Source organism: Brevundimonas sp. FV2ps16 (assembly GCF_058681075.1).
This window is the reverse complement of sequence record NZ_CM178728.1, coordinates 913,395-930,826: the sequence shown is the minus strand read 5'-3', so window position 1 is coordinate 930,826 and position 17,432 is coordinate 913,395. Positions and strand designations below refer to the sequence as shown.

The window sequence follows — 17,432 nt, the reverse complement described above, 5'->3', positions numbered from 1 at the left end:
TTAGGACCGACCTTCCGCCAACAGGGTTAAGATTTCTAATCGATAAGTATTAGTCCTTACGCGGAATTCATCAGGCTCCTCAGCCCGTAGAGGATTTCCAGCGCGTCGCGCGGCGTCAAAGCGTCGGGATCAACCGCTTTCAAGGCCGTCTCTAGCTTTGAGGGACCGCGCGCCGGCTCCGGCTCGGCGACTGCGAACAGGGGCAGATCGTCCAGCCGCGCAGTGGCGGCCTTCTCGCCCTCTAGCCGCTCCAGCACCGACTTCGCCCGCGCCACCACCGCCAGCGGCACTCCGGCCAGCTTGGCCACCTGCACCCCATAGGACCGGTCCGCCGCCCCCGGCGCCGCCTCGTGCAGGAAGACCAGATCCCCATTCCATTCCTTGGCCGTCATGGACAGGTTGCAGACGTGGTCCAGCCGTGTCTCCAGCTGGGCCAGCTCATGATAGTGGGTGGCGAACAGGGTGCGGGCGCGATTGACGTCGTGCAGGGCCTCGGCCGTGGCCCAGGCGATGGCCAGGCCGTCATAGGTCGCCGTGCCCCGGCCGATCTCGTCCAGGACCACGAAACTGCGCGGCGTGGCCTGGGTCAGGATGGCGGCGGTCTCGACCATCTCCATCATGAAGGTGGAGCGGCCGCGCGCCAGATCGTCTCCGGCCCCGACGCGGCTGAACAGCCGATCGACGGCGCCTAGCCGCATCGACCGCGCCGGAACGAAGGCCCCGGCCTGAGCCAGGATCACCAGAAGCGCGTTCTGGCGCAGGAAGGTCGACTTGCCCGCCATGTTCGGCCCGGTGACGATGGCCAGGCGCGCGCAATCCGACCCTGACCCGTCCAGCCGTGCATTATTGGGCGTATAGGGGTCGCCTGCGGCCTTGACCGCCGCCTCGACCACCGGATGCCGCCCGGCCTCGACGGAAAAGACCAGGCTGTCGTCCACCACCGGCCGGGTCGCCCCGACTTCTTGCGCCCATTCGGCCAGGGCCGCGTGGGCGTCCAGTTCGGCCAGGGCTTCGGCGACCGCCTGCAGCGGCTGGGCCAGACGGGCGACCTCGCGCCGCCAGGTCTCGAAGATCTCGGCCTCGATGGCCAGGGCGCGATGGCCGGCCTGGCTGATCTTGGCGTCCAGCTCCGACAGTTCGACGGTGGTGAACCGCACCTGGCTGGCCAGGGTCTGGCGGTGGATGAAGGGGCTGTCCGGCCCGGCCCTAAGCAAGCCTTCCGCCGCCTTGGCCGAGGTCTCCAGGAAATAGCCCAGGACGGCGTTGTGCTTGACCTTGAAGCCCACGCCGGATTCGGCGACGGCGCGGGCCTCCAGATCGGCGACCACCCGTCGGCTGTCGTCGCGCAGGGTGCGGGCGGCGTCCAGTTCGGGGCGATAGTCGGGGCGCACAAAGCCGCCGTCGCGCGCCAGATGCGACGGCTCGTCCACCAGGCCGTCGATCAGATCGGCCTTCAGCCGCGACACTTCGGGCGACAGGGTGAGCCGGTCCAGGGCCAAGGCGATGCGGCGGGGCTGACCCGTGATCGGATCCACCTGGCCGATGAACAGGCCCGCGATCCCCTCCGCAATCGACAGGCCCACGCGCACCGCCGCCAGGTCGCGCGGTCCCCCGCGTCCCAGCGCCAGCCGCCCGACCGCCCGCGCCACATCGGCCGAAGCCTTCAGGCCGTCGCGCAGATCGCGCCGCAGGGCGCGCCGCTCCAGCAGCCATTCGACCGCGTCGAGCTGTTCGTTGATCGCCAGCGGATCGCGCAGCGGCCGGGCGATCCGTTCCGCCAGGGCCCGAGCCCCGCCCGAGGTGACGGTGCGGTCGATACAGGCCAGCAGCGAGCCTTCGCGCTCACCCCTCTGCGTCCGGTCGATCTCCAGACTGGCCCGGGTGGCGGGGTCAATGGCCAGAAAGCCGCTCTCGCCCAGACGGCGCGGCGGGGCCAGGGCTGGAACCTTGCCCGCTTGGGTCGTCTCCAGATAGGCGGCGATCAGGCCCAGAGCCGAGACCTCGGCCTCCTCGAAGGCGCCGAAACCGTCCAGGGCCGCAACCCCGTACAGCCGTTCGACGCGGACCCGCGCCGCCTGGGGTTCGGCGATGGCGCTCGCCAGAGCCTGAACCACGCCGCCGGACCCGTCCAGGGCGTCCCGCGTCGTCGGGTCCGAATACATCCGGTCCGTGACCAGAACCTCGGACGGCCGAAACGCGGCGAGCGCCGCGCCCAGATCCTCCAGCGCACAGGCGACGCTGTCCACGGCCCCAGACGACAGCTCCACCACCGCCACGGCCGCCCGGCCCTTGCGCACCGCGACCGCCGCCAGCCGGTTGGCGCCGCGCGCGTCCAGCAGACTGTCCTCGGTCAGGGTTCCCGGCGTCACCACCCGCACCACGCCGCGATGGACCACGGCCTTGCCGCCGCGCTTCTTGGCCTCGGCCGGATCTTCCAGCTGTTCGCAGATGGCGACCTTGTGGCCCAGGCGGATCAGCCGGGCCAGATAGCCCTCCATGGCGTGGACCGGCACACCGGCCATGGGGATGTCCTCGCCCTGGTGCTTGCCCCGCTTGGTCAGGGTGATGCCCAGGGCCGCCGCCGCCACCTCGGCGTCCTTGAAGAACAGTTCGTAGAAATCCCCCATGCGGAAGAAGAGTATGGCGTCCGGCTGTCCGGCCTTGGCCGTCAGATACTGCGCCATGAAGGGCGTCGCCCCTTCCAGCGAGGCGGCGACTTCGGGCGAATGTTCGGGGGGCGGGAAAGCGGGCGCGTTCATGTGCTGTCAGGGTGACGGATCACAGCCGACCGCTCAAGCCCGTTAAGCCGCCCTTGCACAGGCTTGTCGCCCCTGCGATAGGCCCGTCAGGCGGTTAAGGGAACACGGTGAGACGCCGTGGCTGTGCCCGCAACTGTAGGCGGCGAGAGCGTCGTCCGTCCGGGGTTCTTCACCCCGGCGCCACTGGGTGACTGGGAAGGCGAGGACGGCGGTTTATGACCCGCAAGCCAGGAGACCTGGCCGCCTAATGTCGCTCGTCCGCTGTCCGGGACCAGACAGAGGCGCGGGGATTCTCGTCGTAGCGACCCGATCTTGCGCCGTCCGGACCCTTCAGGCCCGGCGGATCGGCTCGCTCATACCGGTTCCTCGCGCGCACTCGCGGAGCCGACATCGGGGATTCTCGCTCAATGAAGCGCTCCATTCTTATGTCTACGGCGGCTCTGTCCGCCTCTATCTGGGCCGCGCCCGCCCTTGCGGCCGACGACGCGCCCCGGCTCGACGACGTCGTCGTCACCGCCACCCGCCTGCCCGCCATCGTCGCCGACACGCCCGGCGCACGCGTCATCGACTCCAACACCATCGAACAGCGCGGCGCCGTCTTCGCCGCCGACATCCTGTCGGACGTCCCCGGCCTGTCCGTGACGCGTTCAGGGGCCTTTGGAGGCGTCGCCCAGGTCCGCATGCGCGGCGCCACGCCGGGCAAGACCCTGGTTCTGGTCGACGGCGTCTCGGTCAACGACCCGGCCGAGATCAATGGCGCCTATGATTTCTCCGGCTTCGACCTGGGCGACGTCGCCCGGATTGAGGTCCTGTCGGGCCCGCAGTCGTCGCTGTGGGGATCTGACGCCATCGGCGGCGTGATCGCCTTCACCACCAAGGAGATCGACGGCCTGCGCGCCGAGGCCGAGGCCGGCAGTTTCGACACCGTGCGCGGTCGCCTGGCCGCCGGCGTCGCCAATGAGACCTATGCCGTCAGCGCCTATGTTTCGCACTTCGACACCGACGGCATTTCCGCCGCCGACGAGGCCGACGGCAATCCCGAGGCCGACGGCTTCACCAACACCACCGTCGGTCTGAAGGGGCGCTATGTTGTCTCCGACACGGTCAAGTTCGACGGATCGGCCCGCTGGTCCAAGAGCGAGGCCGATCTGGACGGCTTCCCGGCCCCGACCTACGCCCTGGCCGACACCGACGACACTCAGGAGTCGGAACAATGGTCCGGCTTCGGCCGCGCCAGCCTGACGGCCCTGGGCCTGAAGCACCAGTTCAGCGTCTCGGCCTCCGACATCGAACGCACCTCCTACAGCGGCGGCTTCGGCTCCACCTTCAGCGGCGACCGGCAGGCCTATCGCTGGCAGGCGGACGGCGCGGCACGGGGCGTGACCTACGCCTTCGGCGCTGAACGCGATGAATCCTCGGCCGACCTGTCTTCGGGCGAGGCGCGTGACCTGGCGACGACCTCGGTCTTCGGCGTGGCCCAATACGATATCGGCGCCCTGAACCTGACCGGCGGCCTGCGTTTCGACGACACTGATGATTTCGGCTCAAAGACCACCGGTCGGATTTCGGCGGCCTATGATCTGGCCGGCGGCTTCATCCTGTCCGGCGCCTATGGCACGGGTTTCAAGGCCCCGACCGTCAGCCAGGCCGTCTGCGACTACTGCTACGCGCCCCTGCCCTGGCCGGAACTGAAGCCGGAAACGGCTGACAGCGTCGAGATCGCTCTGGGTTGGGCCTCGGCCGATGGCCGTTTCGACGGTCGCGCGACCGCTTATCGCCTGAACGTGGACGATCAGATCACCTATTCCGCCGGTCGCTACATCAATGTGGCCAAGACCCGGTCGGACGGGATCGAGCTGGAAGGCCGCGCCCGGCTCGTCGCCGGTTTCGATCTGACCCTGGCCTATGCCTGGACCGACGCCGAGGACCGCACGACGGGCGCCCGCCTGCTGCGCGTGCCGGAACACGCCGGTTCGGCGACCCTGGGCTGGACGGGGGATCGGCTTTCGGGCGCCCTGACCGTCCGCGCCGAGGGCGACCAGGATGATTCCGGCGGCGTGCGCGACAGCTTCGTCACCGCCAACCTGAACGCGGCCTATCAGCTGACGGACCAGGTCGCCCTGACGGCCCGGGTCGAGAACCTGGCCGACGAGCGGTATCAGCAGGTGCTGGGCTACGGCGAGCCCGGTCGGTCGGCCTATGTCGGGGTCAGGCTGCGCTACTGATGCGCGCGCGGGCGTCGGCGGCGAAGGCCGCCGGCGCCTCGAGCGCCAGTTCCGACCAGTTCAGATCGGGGCTGGGCGCATGGGCGGCGGCCAGAATAGCGCGCAGCTCGGCGGCCGAGGCGACGCTGGCCACCACGCGATCCACAGCCTTCAGTGAAAACGCGTAGGCCAGGGCCGCCTGCATCGGGTCGCAACGCCGTTCCGCCAGGCGCCGACGCGTGCGCGACAGGACCTGGGCGTAGTCGGCCAGATGCGGCGGCAGGTCGTCCCCGCCGGCGAACAGCAGGCCCCCGGCGAAGACGGAGGCCAGATGAACCTGAGCGCCGACGGATTTGAGCTCGTCCAGAACCCCTTCCGCAGCGGCGCGCTGATCCAGAAGATTGCAAGAGACCTGAACCACATCGGCCTCGAGGCGTCGCGCCAGCAGGGCGGGCCCGTCCTCGATCGTGGCGCAGAAGCCGATGCTGCGGAACAGGCCGCGATCCTTCAAGGATTGAAGACGATCCCACAGGGCGCGGCCTTCGGCGCCGGCCAGATCGGCCGCGTTGTCGACCAGCAAGGCCTCGCCGCGCGGCAGGCCCAGTCGTTCCAGCGACCGGCGCGCCCGGGCTTCGACCCGGTCCAGGCCTTCATTCAGGGACACGGTGCGAACCGTCACACGGAAGGGCGAGGGGAAGGGCCAGGCCTGGCCGAGCAGGCGTTCGCCGTCGCCGACGGGACGGGTCGCGATCATCCGCACGCCGGCGTCGGATCCGGTCTGCAGCAGGAAGCGCATCGCGTCTTCGCGCGCGCCCGTCTGGCTGTTCATCAGGGAATTGAGCGGGCGCTGAGGCTCGGTCACCACGGCGAGAGCCAGGCGATCAATGGGCGAGGGCGCCGAAGGGGTGGCGGAGGAATGCGTCACATTCCCATCTTGCCCCCCAATACTTAAGGGAGGCTGAGCGAGAGGTTACGCGAACCTTACTTATCCACCGCTGGTATCGGGATCAGGCGTCGGCGTCGGGCTGGCGGTCGGGGTCCGCGGCCTGGAAGGCGGGGTGCGCCAGGGCGCGGGTTTCGACCGCCAGCAGCCTCGGCCAGGCGGCCAGATCCATGTTGAACCGCCGCGCCGAATAGAGCTGCGGGATCAGATAGCAATCGACCAGGCCGGGCGCGTCGCCGAAACTCCAGCCTTCGCCGTGGCGCGCCACCAAGGTCTCCAGGGCCGTGAAGCCCGGCGTGATCCACCGCGCGGCCCAGGCGTCGACGGTCGCCTGATCGGCGCCGAAGTCCCCGCGCAGAGACTTCAGAACCCGCAGGTTGTTCAGCGGATGAATGTCGCAGCCGATCAGCGCCGCCATGGCCCGCACATGGGCGCGGTTCGTCGCCTCTTTCGGCAGTAGCGCCGGCTCGGGATGAGTCTCCTCCAGCCATTCCAGAATGGCGGGGCTCTGGGTGACGATCAGGTCGCCGTCCTGCAGCGCCGGCACCATGCCCTGGGGGTTCAGCGCCAGATAATCGGCCGCCTTCTGCTCCCCCAGACGCAGGTCATGCGCCGCCGTTTCGTAGGTCAGGCCCTTCAGCCCCAGGGCGATGCGGACCCGATAGCTGGCGCCTGACCGCCAATAACCGTGCAGGATCATCAGACCATCTCGAAGCTGAGCGGCTCCAGCCCGTCGATCGTCACCACGACCCGGTCCCCGCGCGTCAACGGGCCGACGCCCGACGGGGTGCCGGTGAAGATCAGGTCGCCGGCTTCCAGCGTCCAAAGTTTCCCGGCCTCTTCGACGATCCGGTCGGGGTTCAGGATCATGTCATCCAGGGTGCTGGACTGTCTCGTCTCGCCATTGACCGTCAGGGCGATGGTCCCCGCCGGGTTCGGCAGGGCGCCCAGGGTCAGGGCGCCGCAGGGGGCCGACTGGTCGAACCCCTTGGCCGCGTCCCAGGGACGGCCCGCCTTCTTCGCCTCGGCCTGCAGGTCGCGGCGGGTCAGGTCGCACCCGACCGCCCAGCCCACGATCCCGCCGTCCTCGCCGATGGCGGCGACCAGTTCGGCCTCGAAATGCAGATTGGCCGTCGCGGACGGATAGGCCGGATCGGCGCCGTCCGACACCAGGGCGTCGCCGGGCTTGGAGAAGAAGAAGGGCGACTCCTTGTCCGGGTCTGAGCCCATCTCCCGCGCATGGGCGGCGTAGTTCTGGCCCACGCACAGGATACGACGAACCGGGAAACGCCGGTCGTCGCCGGTGATCGGCAGGCTGGGGAGGGGGCGGGGGGCGAACAGAAAGTCGGTCATGGGCGCAATCTAGTGCGGCGGATCGTCCCTGACGAGGCCGACCCCGCCCATAAGGCCTTATGGATCGACTGGAACTTCGCCCACGGTGTGGCGTTCGCAAACAGGGTCCCCTATTCTAATGCCAAGCTTGAAACTGGAGCGCGCACCATGGCCACCACCAAGGCTAGAGAAGACATCAAGGCTGACCTGAAGACCCTCAAGGAGGATCTGAAGACCGGCGCCCGCGAGGAAACCCAACGCCTGCGCGAAAAGGCCGAAGAGGCCGAGGCCAAGCTGCGCGCCAAGGGCGAGGAAGTGCGCGAACAGGCGCGCGGCTACTATGACACCGCCCGGGTGCGCGGCCGCGAGTACTATGACGACGCCGCCGAACGCCTCGACGAGGCCCAGCGCTATATCGTCGAACGCGTCCAGGAGCGTCCGGTCCAGTCGACCGCAATCGCCCTGGGCGTCGGCGTCGTGCTCGGCCTGCTTCTGGCCGGCCGCCGTCGCTGATGTTCAAGGGCATCGTCAAACGGATCGTGGCGACCAGCGTGGTCGCCGCGAGCGTGTTCCTCGCCGTGGTGTTCCTCGGCATCGCCATCTTCAACGCGATCAGCCTGATGACCACGCCCCTGGGCGCGGCGGCCATTACCTTCGGCCTGTTCGCCCTGGTCGCCCTGATCGTGGCCCTGGTCTTCCTGAAGGGGGACAGTCATGACGACGAGGACGAAGAGGATGCGCCGGACGGTCTGGTCGGCAAGCTGATCCACATCGTGCGCGAACGGCCGATCATCGGCGCCGTGGGCGGTCTGGGCGCGGCCTTCTTGCTGCTGCGCAATCCGGCCCTCGCCGCCATTGTCGCCAGTATGGTGGCGGAGCGGAAGATGGACCAGGGCGGCTACGCGAAACGTCGCCGTCGGCGCTGAGGATTCTGCGAAGGCCACGGAACGCCCCGCGTCCGTGATCGTTGATCTGCCGACGGGACGAACGGTCGCAAGGCCGCCGTCGGCAACATCAACGCAGGAGAGCTAAACCCATGATTCGCTGGGCAATTATCTTCCTGGTCGTGGCCTTGATCGCAGCCGTTCTCGGCTTCGGCGGCATCGCGAACTTCTCGTTCGAGATCGCCAAATTCATCGCCGTGATCGCCATCATCCTGTTCGTCATCGCCCTTGTGGCCGGCGGACTGCGCGGGCGCGGCGCTCCCCGATTATAGGGGCGTCCAACCGACAAGACGAAAGGGCCGGAACGCAAGTTCCGGCCCTTTTTCTTTGTTGGGGTTCGTCAGCGGGCGCCGATCTCAGACAGCCGCCTTTTCAAGCGCGCCGGGCGCATTGGGGCTTGGGGCTGTGGCGGCCTTGCGCGTGTCCTGACGACGCGGCAGCCGCCAGATCTGTTGCGAACTATAGGCCTGGCCGTCCCAGGCCAGGGCGGTGACGGTGATGGTCTTGTCGTCCCAGTCGACTTGGTTGAACCCGGGCGGAGAGCCCCGTTCGCGATGCGACAAGGTTCCGCAGCCGACGGCGTAGGAACAGCGGTCCGCCAGATCGATCGCCAGGGCGAAGGGCACATGGACGTGCCCGGTCATGATCAGGTCCACCCCGGCCTCGGCGAAGATCAGTGCCGCCTCGTCCCCGCGCTTGACCTCCCCGGTCATCGGCGCGCCGATCATCTCGATCAGCGGGTGGTGGCAGGCCAGGATCCGCAGGGCGCCGATCGGGGCCTGACGCAGGGCCTCGGCCGCGCGCCGGGTCTGATCCAGATCGATGACCCCCTTCGACCAGTTGGGCCGCGCCTGCCAGCCGCGCGCCGTGACGACGCCGCGCACCATCACCGTGTCATTGCAGAACTGGCCGTCGTGGGCGGGAAAACCGGTCGCCGTCTCGAACGCCCGCCAGGGGTGGAACAGCCGAGCGACGGGGCTCCAATAGGGGACGTCATGATTGCCGACGATGACGAAGCGCGGTTCGGGCATGGCCCGCATCCATTCGCCGGCCGCCTTGAACTCGGCCGGATAGCCTTTCTGGGTGATGTCGCCGGTGATCAACACCAGGTCATTGGTGGTGGCGTGGGCGTATTCCAGCGCCGCCGCCACCGCGCCCTTGTGCTCGCACCCGAAATGAACGTCCGAAAACTGAAGAACCCGCCCCATTACAGACTGTCCTCGGCCGCCGGCGGTCGGGGGGCGAGGGCGCGGAACGCCTTGGGTATGAATCGCACAGTGGCCTCGGATTTCAGCAGGATGGGTTCGCCGTCTATCACGGCTGGAATGCGCGAGCGGGCCCGGACGTCGATCCGTTTGGCGGCCCGGGTGGACACCGCCGGATCATGGCGCCAGTCGCTGAACAGGGCGTTGGCCGCCAAGCGGAAGGCCTGGCTGGCGTCGGACGGGTCCATCGCCGCCGCCTCCAGCCCGTCCGGCTCTTCCATGGCCTTGGAGATCATCGGGCTGATCAGCACCAAGGCCTCGGCCCGCCGCCGGGGGCCCCTGTCCAGGCTGAACCTCAACCGGCCGGTGAAGGCCCGCTTCAGCGCCCGTCGCGCATAGGCCCAGGCCAGTTTGACCTTGCCGGTTCGCATCGCCTCGCGCGCCGGCGCCCACAGGGCCGGCGACCCCAGTATGGCGGCGCAGTAGAAGTACTCGCCCTCCACCTCGCCCCCCGACACGACTTGGGGCTCGCCCTCTTCAAGGGCGCGGCGCAGGGCCAGCTTCCAGTCGGCCGTGCCGTACAGGGCCTTAGGCAGCATGTTCATCGTGCCGCCCGGCAGGGGGGCGATCATCGGGCCGTCCGGCTTCGCCTTGGACGCCACCGACCGCGCCGTGCCGTCGCCGGCCAGAACGAAGATGACGTCCGCCGAGGCCGCAAAGGCCTCGGCGATGGCCTGATCGAAATTGCCGCCTTCCAGGACCACGACCTGGGTCTCCAGATCATAGTCGGCCAGGACAGCCTCCGCCTCGGCGGCGGCGCGCGGACCCACGCTGCCGGACAAGGGATTGACCAGCATGACCACCCGTTTCAACGGGGCATGGGACGTCAGGACGCGCAGGGGCGCGTCCTGCGATTGGCCGATGTCGGCCTCGGGTTCGGGACTTACGATATCGGTCATGGCGCCCGAACGTCCGGCGCGCGCGCCCGTTCCCTAAAGCTTGGCTATTGCTTCAGTTCGTCGCGGGCGGCCGCAGCCCCGGGTTCCGCCTCGGGGGTGCGGCCCGCCAGTTTCTGGGCGCCGGCCCAACCGGTGGCGATCCAGCCGTCCGCCATCCGACCGGCCGCCTCGACGGACCGCTCCTTGATCGACAGCACAAGCGTCAGGGCGCCGACCAGGGCCAACAGGGTCACCAGCACATTGATCAACGGGGCGGCCGAGGCCTTCTTCTTCTTGCGCCGCGTCCAGAGCGGGCCTTCGGCGCCGTCGATTGCGCGCACCATCTTTGAAAATCGCATCATTCCCCCCACTGACTTTGCCGGGCCAGGCCCAGGATTGAAGCTTAACGCTTTCTACAGAACGACGATAGACACGGGAACCTGAACCGTATTCCAGCGTTCTCGCCTTCGGGGCGAACCCAGACAAAGGATTTCATCATGAACAAGGCCATCATCGCGATCGCCGGGGCCGGCCTTCTGGCCTCGGCCTGCGCCAGCGACCCTTACGGCAATTCGAACCAGACGGTCCGCCAGGGCGCCATCGGCGCCGGCCTCGGCGCTGTCGCCGGCGCTGTCATCGGCAATAATGTCGGCGGCGGCAATGCGGCCACCGGCGCCCTGATCGGCGGCGCCCTGGGCGGCGCAGCCGGCGCCATCCGCGGCTCGGCTCAGGACCGCAACAACCAGCAGCGTTACCGCGACAGCCAGGGTCGCACCTACTACTGCTACGATAATCGCCAGGACGAATGCTACTGGGACAACGGCCAGCGCCGGTACTGATCGGCTAAGGGCGGCGGGGCTTGCTCCTGTCGCACTGATCGGGCTTCGGAGGGGCGGTTCGTCATGGACGGGCCGCCCTTTCATTTGAGGGGAATGGGACGGGCATGAAGAGTTTTGCAATTGCGGCCGTGGCCGGAGCGCTGGCGCTCGGGGCCTGTGCGACGCCGATGCGGCGGGATGCGATCGTGACCAGCAGTTCGCCGTGCATGCCGGTGCGGTTCGACATCTATTTCCGTGAAAACGAGGCGCGGCTGACCGATGCGGCCGGCCAGGCCATCGAGGCGGCGGCCGGCGTGCTGCGGACCTGCGAGGTGCGCAGCGTCCAGGTGCTGGGCCTGGCGGACGCCACAGGCGGCAGCGAGGCCAATCTCAGCCTGTCGCAACGCCGCGCCCGAACCGTGGCCCAGGCCCTGACAGCGGCGGGCCTGCCGGCCCCGGCCTTCGAGGTGACGGCGGCGGGCGACGCGGGCGCGACCACGGTCGGCGGATCGGCCGAGCCCCTGCGTCGTCGCACCGAGGTGGTGGTGGACGCGCACCCCCGCCGCTAGAGCGGGCGCGGCGACAGAGGCGCTGACAGGCCGGTCTCCAGGGCCTAGAAACACGGCCATGCGCGCCATCGCCCCTCTGTTCGCCCTCTGTCTTCTGGTCCTTTCGGGCGCCGCCGGCCCAGCAACGGCCCAGCCGGTCAGCCGACCTGCCCAGACGGCCGCGCCCGTCCCGGCGGGCCCGCGTCAGGCCGACAATATCGAGGCCGAACTGGTTCCCCTGTCGCAATGGGCCGCGCCGGGATCGACCGTCGTCGTCGCGGTGCGCCAGAAGATCGCGCCCGGCTGGCACACCTATTGGCGCAATCCCGGCGACTCCGGCGGGCCCACCACCATCGACTGGCGCCTGCCGCCGGGGGTGAAGGCCGGCGAAATCGTCTGGCCCCTGCCCAGCCGTCAACGGCTGATGAACCTGGTCAACTACGGCTATTCCGGCGAAGTCTATCTGCCCGTGCCGATCGAGGTTCCGGCCTCGGCCCGGCCCGGAACCACCCTGCCCCTGACCGCCGACGTCCTGTTCCTGGTCTGTAGCGACCAGATGTGCGTGCCGGTTCAGATGAGCCTGCGCCTGGACCTGCCGATCCGCGAGGGCGCTCCGCCGCGCGACCCCGATCACGGCGCCGCTCTTGAGGCCGTGCTGGCCGCCGCGCCGCGTCCGGCCGGGATCGAGGCCCGCGCGACCCTGGCCGACGGCGTCCTGATGATCTCGGCGACGGGCGGCCCCCTGAACGCGGCCCTGGCGGAGGGCGAACCGACCCAGGCCGTCTTCTATCCGTTCGAAGGCGGCGTCATCGATCACGCCGCCGCCCAGTCGGGTCAGACCGGGCCGAACGGCCTGACCCTGAACTTGACGCCGAGCGGCGACCTCACGGCCAAGGGTCTGACCGGTCCGATCTCCGGCGTCCTGGCCACCGACGCGGGCGCCTGGGAGATCACGGCCCGCCCTGGCCCGGCTCTGGCGGGAACCACGGACGGCCGGACCCTGTCGGGAGAGGTCGAGACGCCCGCGCCGGCGAAGACCGGTCTGATGCTGATCCTGCAATCGGCCCTGTTCGCGCTGATCGGCGGTCTGATCCTGAACCTGATGCCCTGCGTCTTCCCCATTCTGGCGATGAAGGCGGCGTCCCTGGCGGCTTCGGCCCACGAGACGAAGACGGCCCGCCGCGACGGCCTGTTGTTCATGGCCGGGGTGCTGGCCAGTTTCCTGGTCCTGGCCGTCGCCCTAATGGCCCTGCGCGCGGGCGGCGAGGCCATAGGCTGGGGCTTCCAGTTACAGTCCCCGGCGGTGATCGCCGGCCTGGCCCTGCTGATGCTGGCGGTCGGGCTGAACCTGTCGGGCGTCTTCCACGTAGGGGCCGGGCTTCAAGGCGCGGGCGCCGGTCCCCTGTCCCGCCTGCCGGGCGGAACGGGCGCCTTCTTCACCGGGGTTCTGGCGGTGGTCGTCGCCGCCCCCTGCACAGCCCCCTTCATGGCCGCCGCCCTGGGCGCGGCCCTGCTGATGCCCTGGCCCGCCGCCCTGCTGGTCTTCCTGATGCTGGGCGTCGGTCTGGGCCTGCCCTATCTGGCGATCAGTCTTTCGCCCGGCCTGCTGCGCCGCTTCCCCCGCCCCGGCCCCTGGATGGAGCGGCTGAAGGGGCTGCTGGCCTTCCCCATGTACGGCGCGGCGCTTTGGCTGGTCTGGGTCTTTGCGCGTCAGGCCGGGGCTGAGTCCCTGGCGCAGTTCTTCGTCGCGGGCCTGATGCTGGCTTTCGGCCTCTGGCTGGTGGGAATAAACCAGTCGCGTCGGGCTGAAGGGGGGACCGCTGTCGTCAGCACCGTGGCCGCCTTCCTCGCCTTCTTCTTCGCCCTGTGCTTCGCCGGCCTCGCCGCCAGCCATGCAGACGCGCCGCCATCGACGGCTACTGAAGCCGGTCCCTTGGCCGCCGCGCCCTGGTCGGCAGAGGCCGTTCGCGCCGCCCAGGCCCAGGGCCGCCCGGTCCTGGTCAATTTCACCGCCGACTGGTGCGTCACCTGCAAGATCAATGAGCGCGCCGCCCTGTCCTCGCCGCGCGTCGCCGAGGCCTTGCAGAAGTCGAACACCGTCTATCTGGTCGGGGACTGGACCCGCCGCGACGACGCCATCACCCGCGAACTGGAACGTCACGGCCGATCGGGCGTGCCCCTGTATCTACTGTATCCGGCGACCGGCGGCGCGCCTCGCATCCTGCCGCAACTGTTGACCGAGGGTGTGGTGACAGAGGCCCTGCAGACCGCCCGGACGCCCAATCCGGCGTCTTAAAGCCGGTCCAGCCGTTTGGCGTGGTTCGCCACCATCCGCAGCGCCAGCCCGTCGGGCAGAAAGCGCGCCAGACCGGCCATGATGTTGTTCATCACCCCCGGAGTCACGCTGGCCCTGTTCGCCTCGCAGGCCTCGTAGCCGATGCGGGCGACGCGGGCGGCGTCCATCCACATCCAGGCCGGATAGGCGCGCGACACCTGATCGCGAGACCCATTGACGTCGTGGAATTCGGTCAGGGTGTAGCCGGGGTTCAGCACCGTGACATGGACCCCGGTCCCCAGGGTCTCCAGATACAGGCCCTGGGACGCCTTGATCAGGAAGCTCTTGATCGGCCCATACAGGGTGTCGCCGCCGGTCGCCGGCATCTGCCCCGCCAGAGAGGCGACGTTCAACACCCGGCCAAAGCCCCGCTCGACCATGCCGGGCAGGACCAGGCGCGACAGTTCGACCGGCGCCGTCAACATGACCTGGATCATGGCCCGGTGTGCGCTCAGATCGGTGTCGAGAAAGCCGGTCACCCGGCTGAAGCCCGCATTGTTGATCAGGCCGTCAACCGTCAGGCCCCGCGCCGCGACGGAGACGATCAATCGTTCAGGGGCCGCCGGATCGGACAGATCCTCGGGGATCACGGTCGCGGTCACGCTATGGGCGGCGATCAGTTCATCGGCCAGAGCCTGCAGCGGCCCCTCGCGTCGCGCGGTCAGGATCAGGTTCCAGCCTTTCGCCGCATAGGTGCGAGCCAGGGCCGCGCCTATGCCGGCCGAGGCGCCGGTGACGAGAACCGTCCGGCTCATCCGACCGTCAGGCCGCGACGGGGCAGGACTTGTGCGGCGTGAAGGCCGCCAGCGAAACGGGATTTTCGGCCAGCAGGTCGGCGATGGTGATCTTGGACAGGGCCTCGGTCGCGGCCTCGTCGGCGGCGGTCAGGGCCTTGGCCACCTGGCGCGGGATATGTTCGCTGATAGGGCAGCCCTTGGCCCCGGCGGGGGGCGAGCCGATATGGGCGCAACCGTTGACGGCCTTCAGCACCTCGTCCAGGCGAATGTCCTGCGGCTGTCGCAGCAGCCAGGATCCGCCGGTGGCGCCGGGCCGGGTGGCGATCAGTCCGGCCTTGGCCAGCAGGGCCGTAACCCGACGCACGACGACGGGATTGGTCGGGATCGAAGAGGCCAGCACCCCGCTGGGCGCCGCCTGGGCAGGCGAAAACGCGCCCTTGTGGGCCATATAGGCCAAGGCGTGGGCGGCGACGGGGAAGCGCTGGCTGTCTGACATGTTCGTGTTCCTGCACGTAAAATAGGCGTTCCGACGCCGAATCACAAATCCCGCCCCCGCTGTGGAAGCGAATCCCGCGCCTCACGATTGAAGCGGGCGCGGAATGGGCCTAAAGGCTCGCCGCTTTGAAGGGCTCGACCTGTCGTCGGAGACCCGGAGGATACGCATGGCCGGGGATACTCCCCACGACGCGGGCGCTCTCCCCGCCGCGTCGAATACGCCGAACCAGCCCCCCCACGCCAAGGGACCCGAGTCCCACGCCCCTGGGGGCCAGATCGCCAAGCACGGCGGCTTCTGGGCCCTGACCCTGGGCGCGATCGGCGTGGTGTTCGGCGACATCGGCACCAGCCCGCTTTACGCCCTGCGTGAAGCCATCGCCCACGCCCAGTCCGGCGTCGGCGGGGACCTGGCCGTGATCGGCGTCGTCTCCCTGGCCTTCTGGGCCCTGATGGTCGTCGTGACCTTCAAATATGTCTTCTTCCTGATGCGCGCCGACAACAAGGGCGAGGGCGGCACCCTGTCGCTGATGGCCCTGGCCCAGTTCGCGGTCGGTCGCCGCAGCGCCTGGATCTTCATCCTGGGCGTCTGCGGCGCGGCCCTCTTCTACGGCGACGGCATTATTACGCCCGCGATTTCGGTTCTGTCGGCCGTCGAAGGCCTGCAGGACGCGCCCGGCCTCAGCGGTCGGCTGGACCCCTTCATCGTGCCGATCTCGGCGGGCATCCTGATCGCCCTGTTCATGGTTCAGTCGCGCGGCACGGCCAGCCTGGCCAAATATTTCGGCCCGATCACCGCGGTCTGGTTCCTGTGCCTGGGGGCGCTGGGCCTCTACCATATCTTCGACGACATCAGCATCATGCGCGCCCTGTCGCCTCATTATGGCGTCATGCTGCTGATCAACGACGGCTTTCTCGGTTTCGTCATCCTGGGCAGCGTCTTTCTGGCCGTGACGGGGGCCGAGGCCCTGTATGCGGACATGGGCCATTTCGGAAAGGCGCCGATCCGCATGGGCTGGCTGGCCTTCGTCCTGCCCTGCCTGACGCTGAACTATCTGGGCCAGGGCGCCCTGATCCTCGACAATCCCGGCTCCGCCGAGAACCCGTTCTGGAACATGGTGCCGGAGTTCGCCTATTGGCCCATGCTGATCCTGGCCACGGCCGCCACCGTCATCGCCTCGCAGGCCGTGATCACCGGCGCCTTCTCGGTCACGCAACAGGCGGTCCAGCTGGGCCTGCTGCCGCGTATCGACATTCGAAACACCTCCGAGACCCAGGCCGGCCAGATCTTCGTGCCGGCGGTCAATACCTTCCTGATGGTCGGGGTCCTGGTGCTGCTGGTCGTGTTCCAGAGCTCGCATAACCTGACCGCGGCCTATGGGGTGGCGGTGACGGGGACCATGCTGGTCAATACGCTGATGAGCTATTCGGTCATCACCAAGGGCTGGAAATGGCCGATGTGGGCGGTGGCGGGAACCCTTATTCCGTTCGCCTTCATCGACAGCGTCTTCCTGACCTCCAACCTGCTGAAGATCCCGGACGGCGCCTGGATGCCGCTGGTGCTTGGCGCCTGTCTGGTGCTGGTCATGTGGACCTGGGTGCGCGGCACACAGATCCTGACGACCAAGACGCGCAAGGACAGTCTGCCGCTGAACGACCTGATCGAGATGCTTCAGGCCCGGCCGCCGCACCGTGCGCCCGGCACGGCCATCTTCCTGACCAGCGATCCTGACGTGGCGCCGGTCGCCCTGATGCACAATCTCAAGCATAACAAGGTGTTGCACGAGAAGAACGTCATCCTGACCGTGCGCACCTCCGAGCGGCCGCGCGTCAAGGAAGCCGACCGGGTGCGGATGGAACCGATCAACGACGACTTCAAGAAGCTGACCATCACCTATGGCTTCATGGAGACGCCGAATGTGCCCCGGGCCCTGGGCCTGTGCCGCAAACAGGGGCTGAAGTTCGACATCATGTCGACCAGCTTCTTCCTGGGCCGTCGCTCGCTGATCCCGTCGGCGCGCCAGGGCATGCCCCTGTGGCAGGACCGGCTGTTCATCTTCCTGATGCGCAACGCCGCCAACCCGACCGACTTCTTCCATATCCCGCCCGGCCGTGTGGTCGAGCTGGGCGCGCAGGTGGCCGTATGAGTTCCGACGGGCGCGGTTCTGAAGGTCGGG

17 protein-coding genes and 1 riboswitch are annotated in these 17,432 nt (G+C 68.7%); of the genes, 8 read left to right on the top strand and 9 right to left on the bottom strand.

The window, feature by feature from the left end; translation table 11 throughout:
- Positions 1-56: 56 nt before the first annotated feature.
- Positions 57-2,759 carry a DNA mismatch repair protein MutS gene (mutS, locus tag ACW170_RS04390; protein ID WP_492088463.1) on the bottom strand — a complete coding sequence of 901 codons (2,703 nt, stop codon included), beginning with the start codon at positions 2,757-2,759 and terminating at the stop codon, positions 57-59.
- A 75-nt stretch (positions 2,760-2,834) separates the two neighbouring features.
- A riboswitch (cobalamin riboswitch) is annotated at positions 2,835-3,017 on the top strand.
- Positions 3,018-3,166: 149 nt separating this feature from the next.
- On the opposite strand from mutS, the gene ACW170_RS04385 reads away from it, so the two are divergent.
- The gene (locus ACW170_RS04385; RefSeq protein WP_492088462.1) at positions 3,167-4,984 is read left to right on the top strand and encodes a TonB-dependent receptor plug domain-containing protein; all 1,818 of its coding nucleotides are present in this window, start codon (positions 3,167-3,169) and stop codon (positions 4,982-4,984) included.
- Here ACW170_RS04385 and ACW170_RS04380 read toward each other — a convergent pair.
- The 3 genes from ACW170_RS04380 to ACW170_RS04370 all read right to left on the bottom strand — a co-directional run bounded on the left by ACW170_RS04380 (position 4,968) and on the right by ACW170_RS04370 (position 7,259).
- On the bottom strand, positions 4,968-5,888 hold the full coding sequence (locus ACW170_RS04380) for an aldo/keto reductase (RefSeq protein ID WP_492088461.1): 921 nt from the start codon (positions 5,886-5,888) through the stop codon (positions 4,968-4,970). The genes ACW170_RS04385 and ACW170_RS04380 overlap by 17 nt on opposite strands.
- A gap of 82 nt (positions 5,889-5,970) precedes the next feature.
- Complete coding sequence (gene maiA / locus ACW170_RS04375; RefSeq protein ID WP_492088460.1) at positions 5,971-6,606, bottom strand: maleylacetoacetate isomerase; 636 nt, start codon at positions 6,604-6,606, stop codon at positions 5,971-5,973.
- Positions 6,606-7,259 (bottom strand): fumarylacetoacetate hydrolase family protein, encoded by a 654-nt coding sequence (locus ACW170_RS04370; protein ID WP_492088459.1) that lies wholly within the window; start codon positions 7,257-7,259, stop codon positions 6,606-6,608. The genes maiA and ACW170_RS04370 overlap by 1 nt, the downstream gene beginning before the upstream one ends.
- 147 nt (positions 7,260-7,406) lie before the next feature.
- Between ACW170_RS04370 and ACW170_RS04365 the strand changes: the two genes are divergently transcribed.
- The 3 genes from ACW170_RS04365 to ACW170_RS04355 all read left to right on the top strand — a co-directional run bounded on the left by ACW170_RS04365 (position 7,407) and on the right by ACW170_RS04355 (position 8,454).
- Positions 7,407-7,751 (top strand): glycine zipper domain-containing protein, encoded by a 345-nt coding sequence (locus ACW170_RS04365; protein ID WP_267514971.1) that lies wholly within the window; start codon positions 7,407-7,409, stop codon positions 7,749-7,751.
- Positions 7,751-8,164 carry a hypothetical protein gene (locus tag ACW170_RS04360; protein ID WP_492088458.1) on the top strand — a complete coding sequence of 138 codons (414 nt, stop codon included), beginning with the start codon at positions 7,751-7,753 and terminating at the stop codon, positions 8,162-8,164. The genes ACW170_RS04365 and ACW170_RS04360 overlap by 1 nt, the downstream gene beginning before the upstream one ends.
- Before the next feature lie 110 nt (positions 8,165-8,274).
- Positions 8,275-8,454: a DUF1328 domain-containing protein gene (locus tag ACW170_RS04355; RefSeq protein ID WP_008262305.1), complete on the top strand. Its 180-nt coding sequence runs from the start codon at positions 8,275-8,277 to the stop codon at positions 8,452-8,454.
- An 84-nt stretch (positions 8,455-8,538) separates the two neighbouring features.
- On the opposite strand, the gene ACW170_RS04350 is transcribed toward ACW170_RS04355, so the two are convergent.
- Genes ACW170_RS04350 through ACW170_RS04340 form a run of 3 tightly spaced genes read right to left on the bottom strand, consistent with a single transcriptional unit; the run spans position 8,539 to position 10,669 of the window.
- A complete protein-coding gene (locus ACW170_RS04350; RefSeq protein ID WP_492088457.1) occupies positions 8,539-9,390 on the bottom strand; it encodes a metallophosphoesterase family protein in 852 nt (283 codons plus the stop codon).
- Positions 9,390-10,346, bottom strand: coding sequence for a diacylglycerol/lipid kinase family protein (locus tag ACW170_RS04345; RefSeq protein ID WP_492088456.1), 957 nt, complete (start codon positions 10,344-10,346; stop codon positions 9,390-9,392). Before ACW170_RS04345 ends, ACW170_RS04350 begins: the two co-directional genes overlap by 1 nt.
- A gap of 44 nt (positions 10,347-10,390) precedes the next feature.
- Complete coding sequence (locus ACW170_RS04340) at positions 10,391-10,669, bottom strand: hypothetical protein (RefSeq protein ID WP_492088455.1); 279 nt, start codon at positions 10,667-10,669, stop codon at positions 10,391-10,393.
- A gap of 153 nt (positions 10,670-10,822) precedes the next feature.
- Here ACW170_RS04340 and ACW170_RS04335 point away from each other — a divergent pair, with 153 nt between their 5' ends.
- The 3 genes from ACW170_RS04335 to ACW170_RS04325 all read left to right on the top strand — a co-directional run bounded on the left by ACW170_RS04335 (position 10,823) and on the right by ACW170_RS04325 (position 13,987).
- On the top strand, positions 10,823-11,164 hold the full coding sequence (locus ACW170_RS04335) for a YMGG-like glycine zipper-containing protein (protein ID WP_271164973.1): 342 nt from the start codon (positions 10,823-10,825) through the stop codon (positions 11,162-11,164).
- Positions 11,165-11,268: 104 nt separating this feature from the next.
- On the top strand, positions 11,269-11,712 hold the full coding sequence (locus tag ACW170_RS04330; RefSeq protein WP_492088454.1) for an OmpA family protein: 444 nt from the start codon (positions 11,269-11,271) through the stop codon (positions 11,710-11,712).
- Between the two features lie 58 nt (positions 11,713-11,770).
- Positions 11,771-13,987, top strand: a complete 2,217-nt coding sequence (locus ACW170_RS04325; RefSeq protein WP_492088453.1) for a protein-disulfide reductase DsbD family protein — start codon at positions 11,771-11,773, stop codon at positions 13,985-13,987.
- Here ACW170_RS04325 and ACW170_RS04320 read toward each other — a convergent pair.
- Together ACW170_RS04320 and ACW170_RS04315 are read right to left on the bottom strand one after the other, a co-directional pair.
- A complete protein-coding gene (locus ACW170_RS04320; protein WP_492088452.1) occupies positions 13,984-14,781 on the bottom strand; it encodes an SDR family NAD(P)-dependent oxidoreductase in 798 nt (265 codons plus the stop codon). The two genes, ACW170_RS04325 and ACW170_RS04320, sit on opposite strands and share 4 nt — an antisense overlap.
- A gap of 7 nt (positions 14,782-14,788) precedes the next feature.
- Entirely contained in the window at positions 14,789-15,259 is a 471-nt protein-coding gene (locus tag ACW170_RS04315; RefSeq protein WP_492088451.1) for an Rrf2 family transcriptional regulator, read from the bottom strand.
- A gap of 166 nt (positions 15,260-15,425) precedes the next feature.
- Between ACW170_RS04315 and ACW170_RS04310 the strand changes: the two genes are divergently transcribed.
- The gene (locus ACW170_RS04310; RefSeq protein ID WP_492088450.1) at positions 15,426-17,402 is read left to right on the top strand and encodes a potassium transporter Kup; all 1,977 of its coding nucleotides are present in this window, start codon (positions 15,426-15,428) and stop codon (positions 17,400-17,402) included.
- Positions 17,403-17,432: the final 30 nt, after the last annotated feature.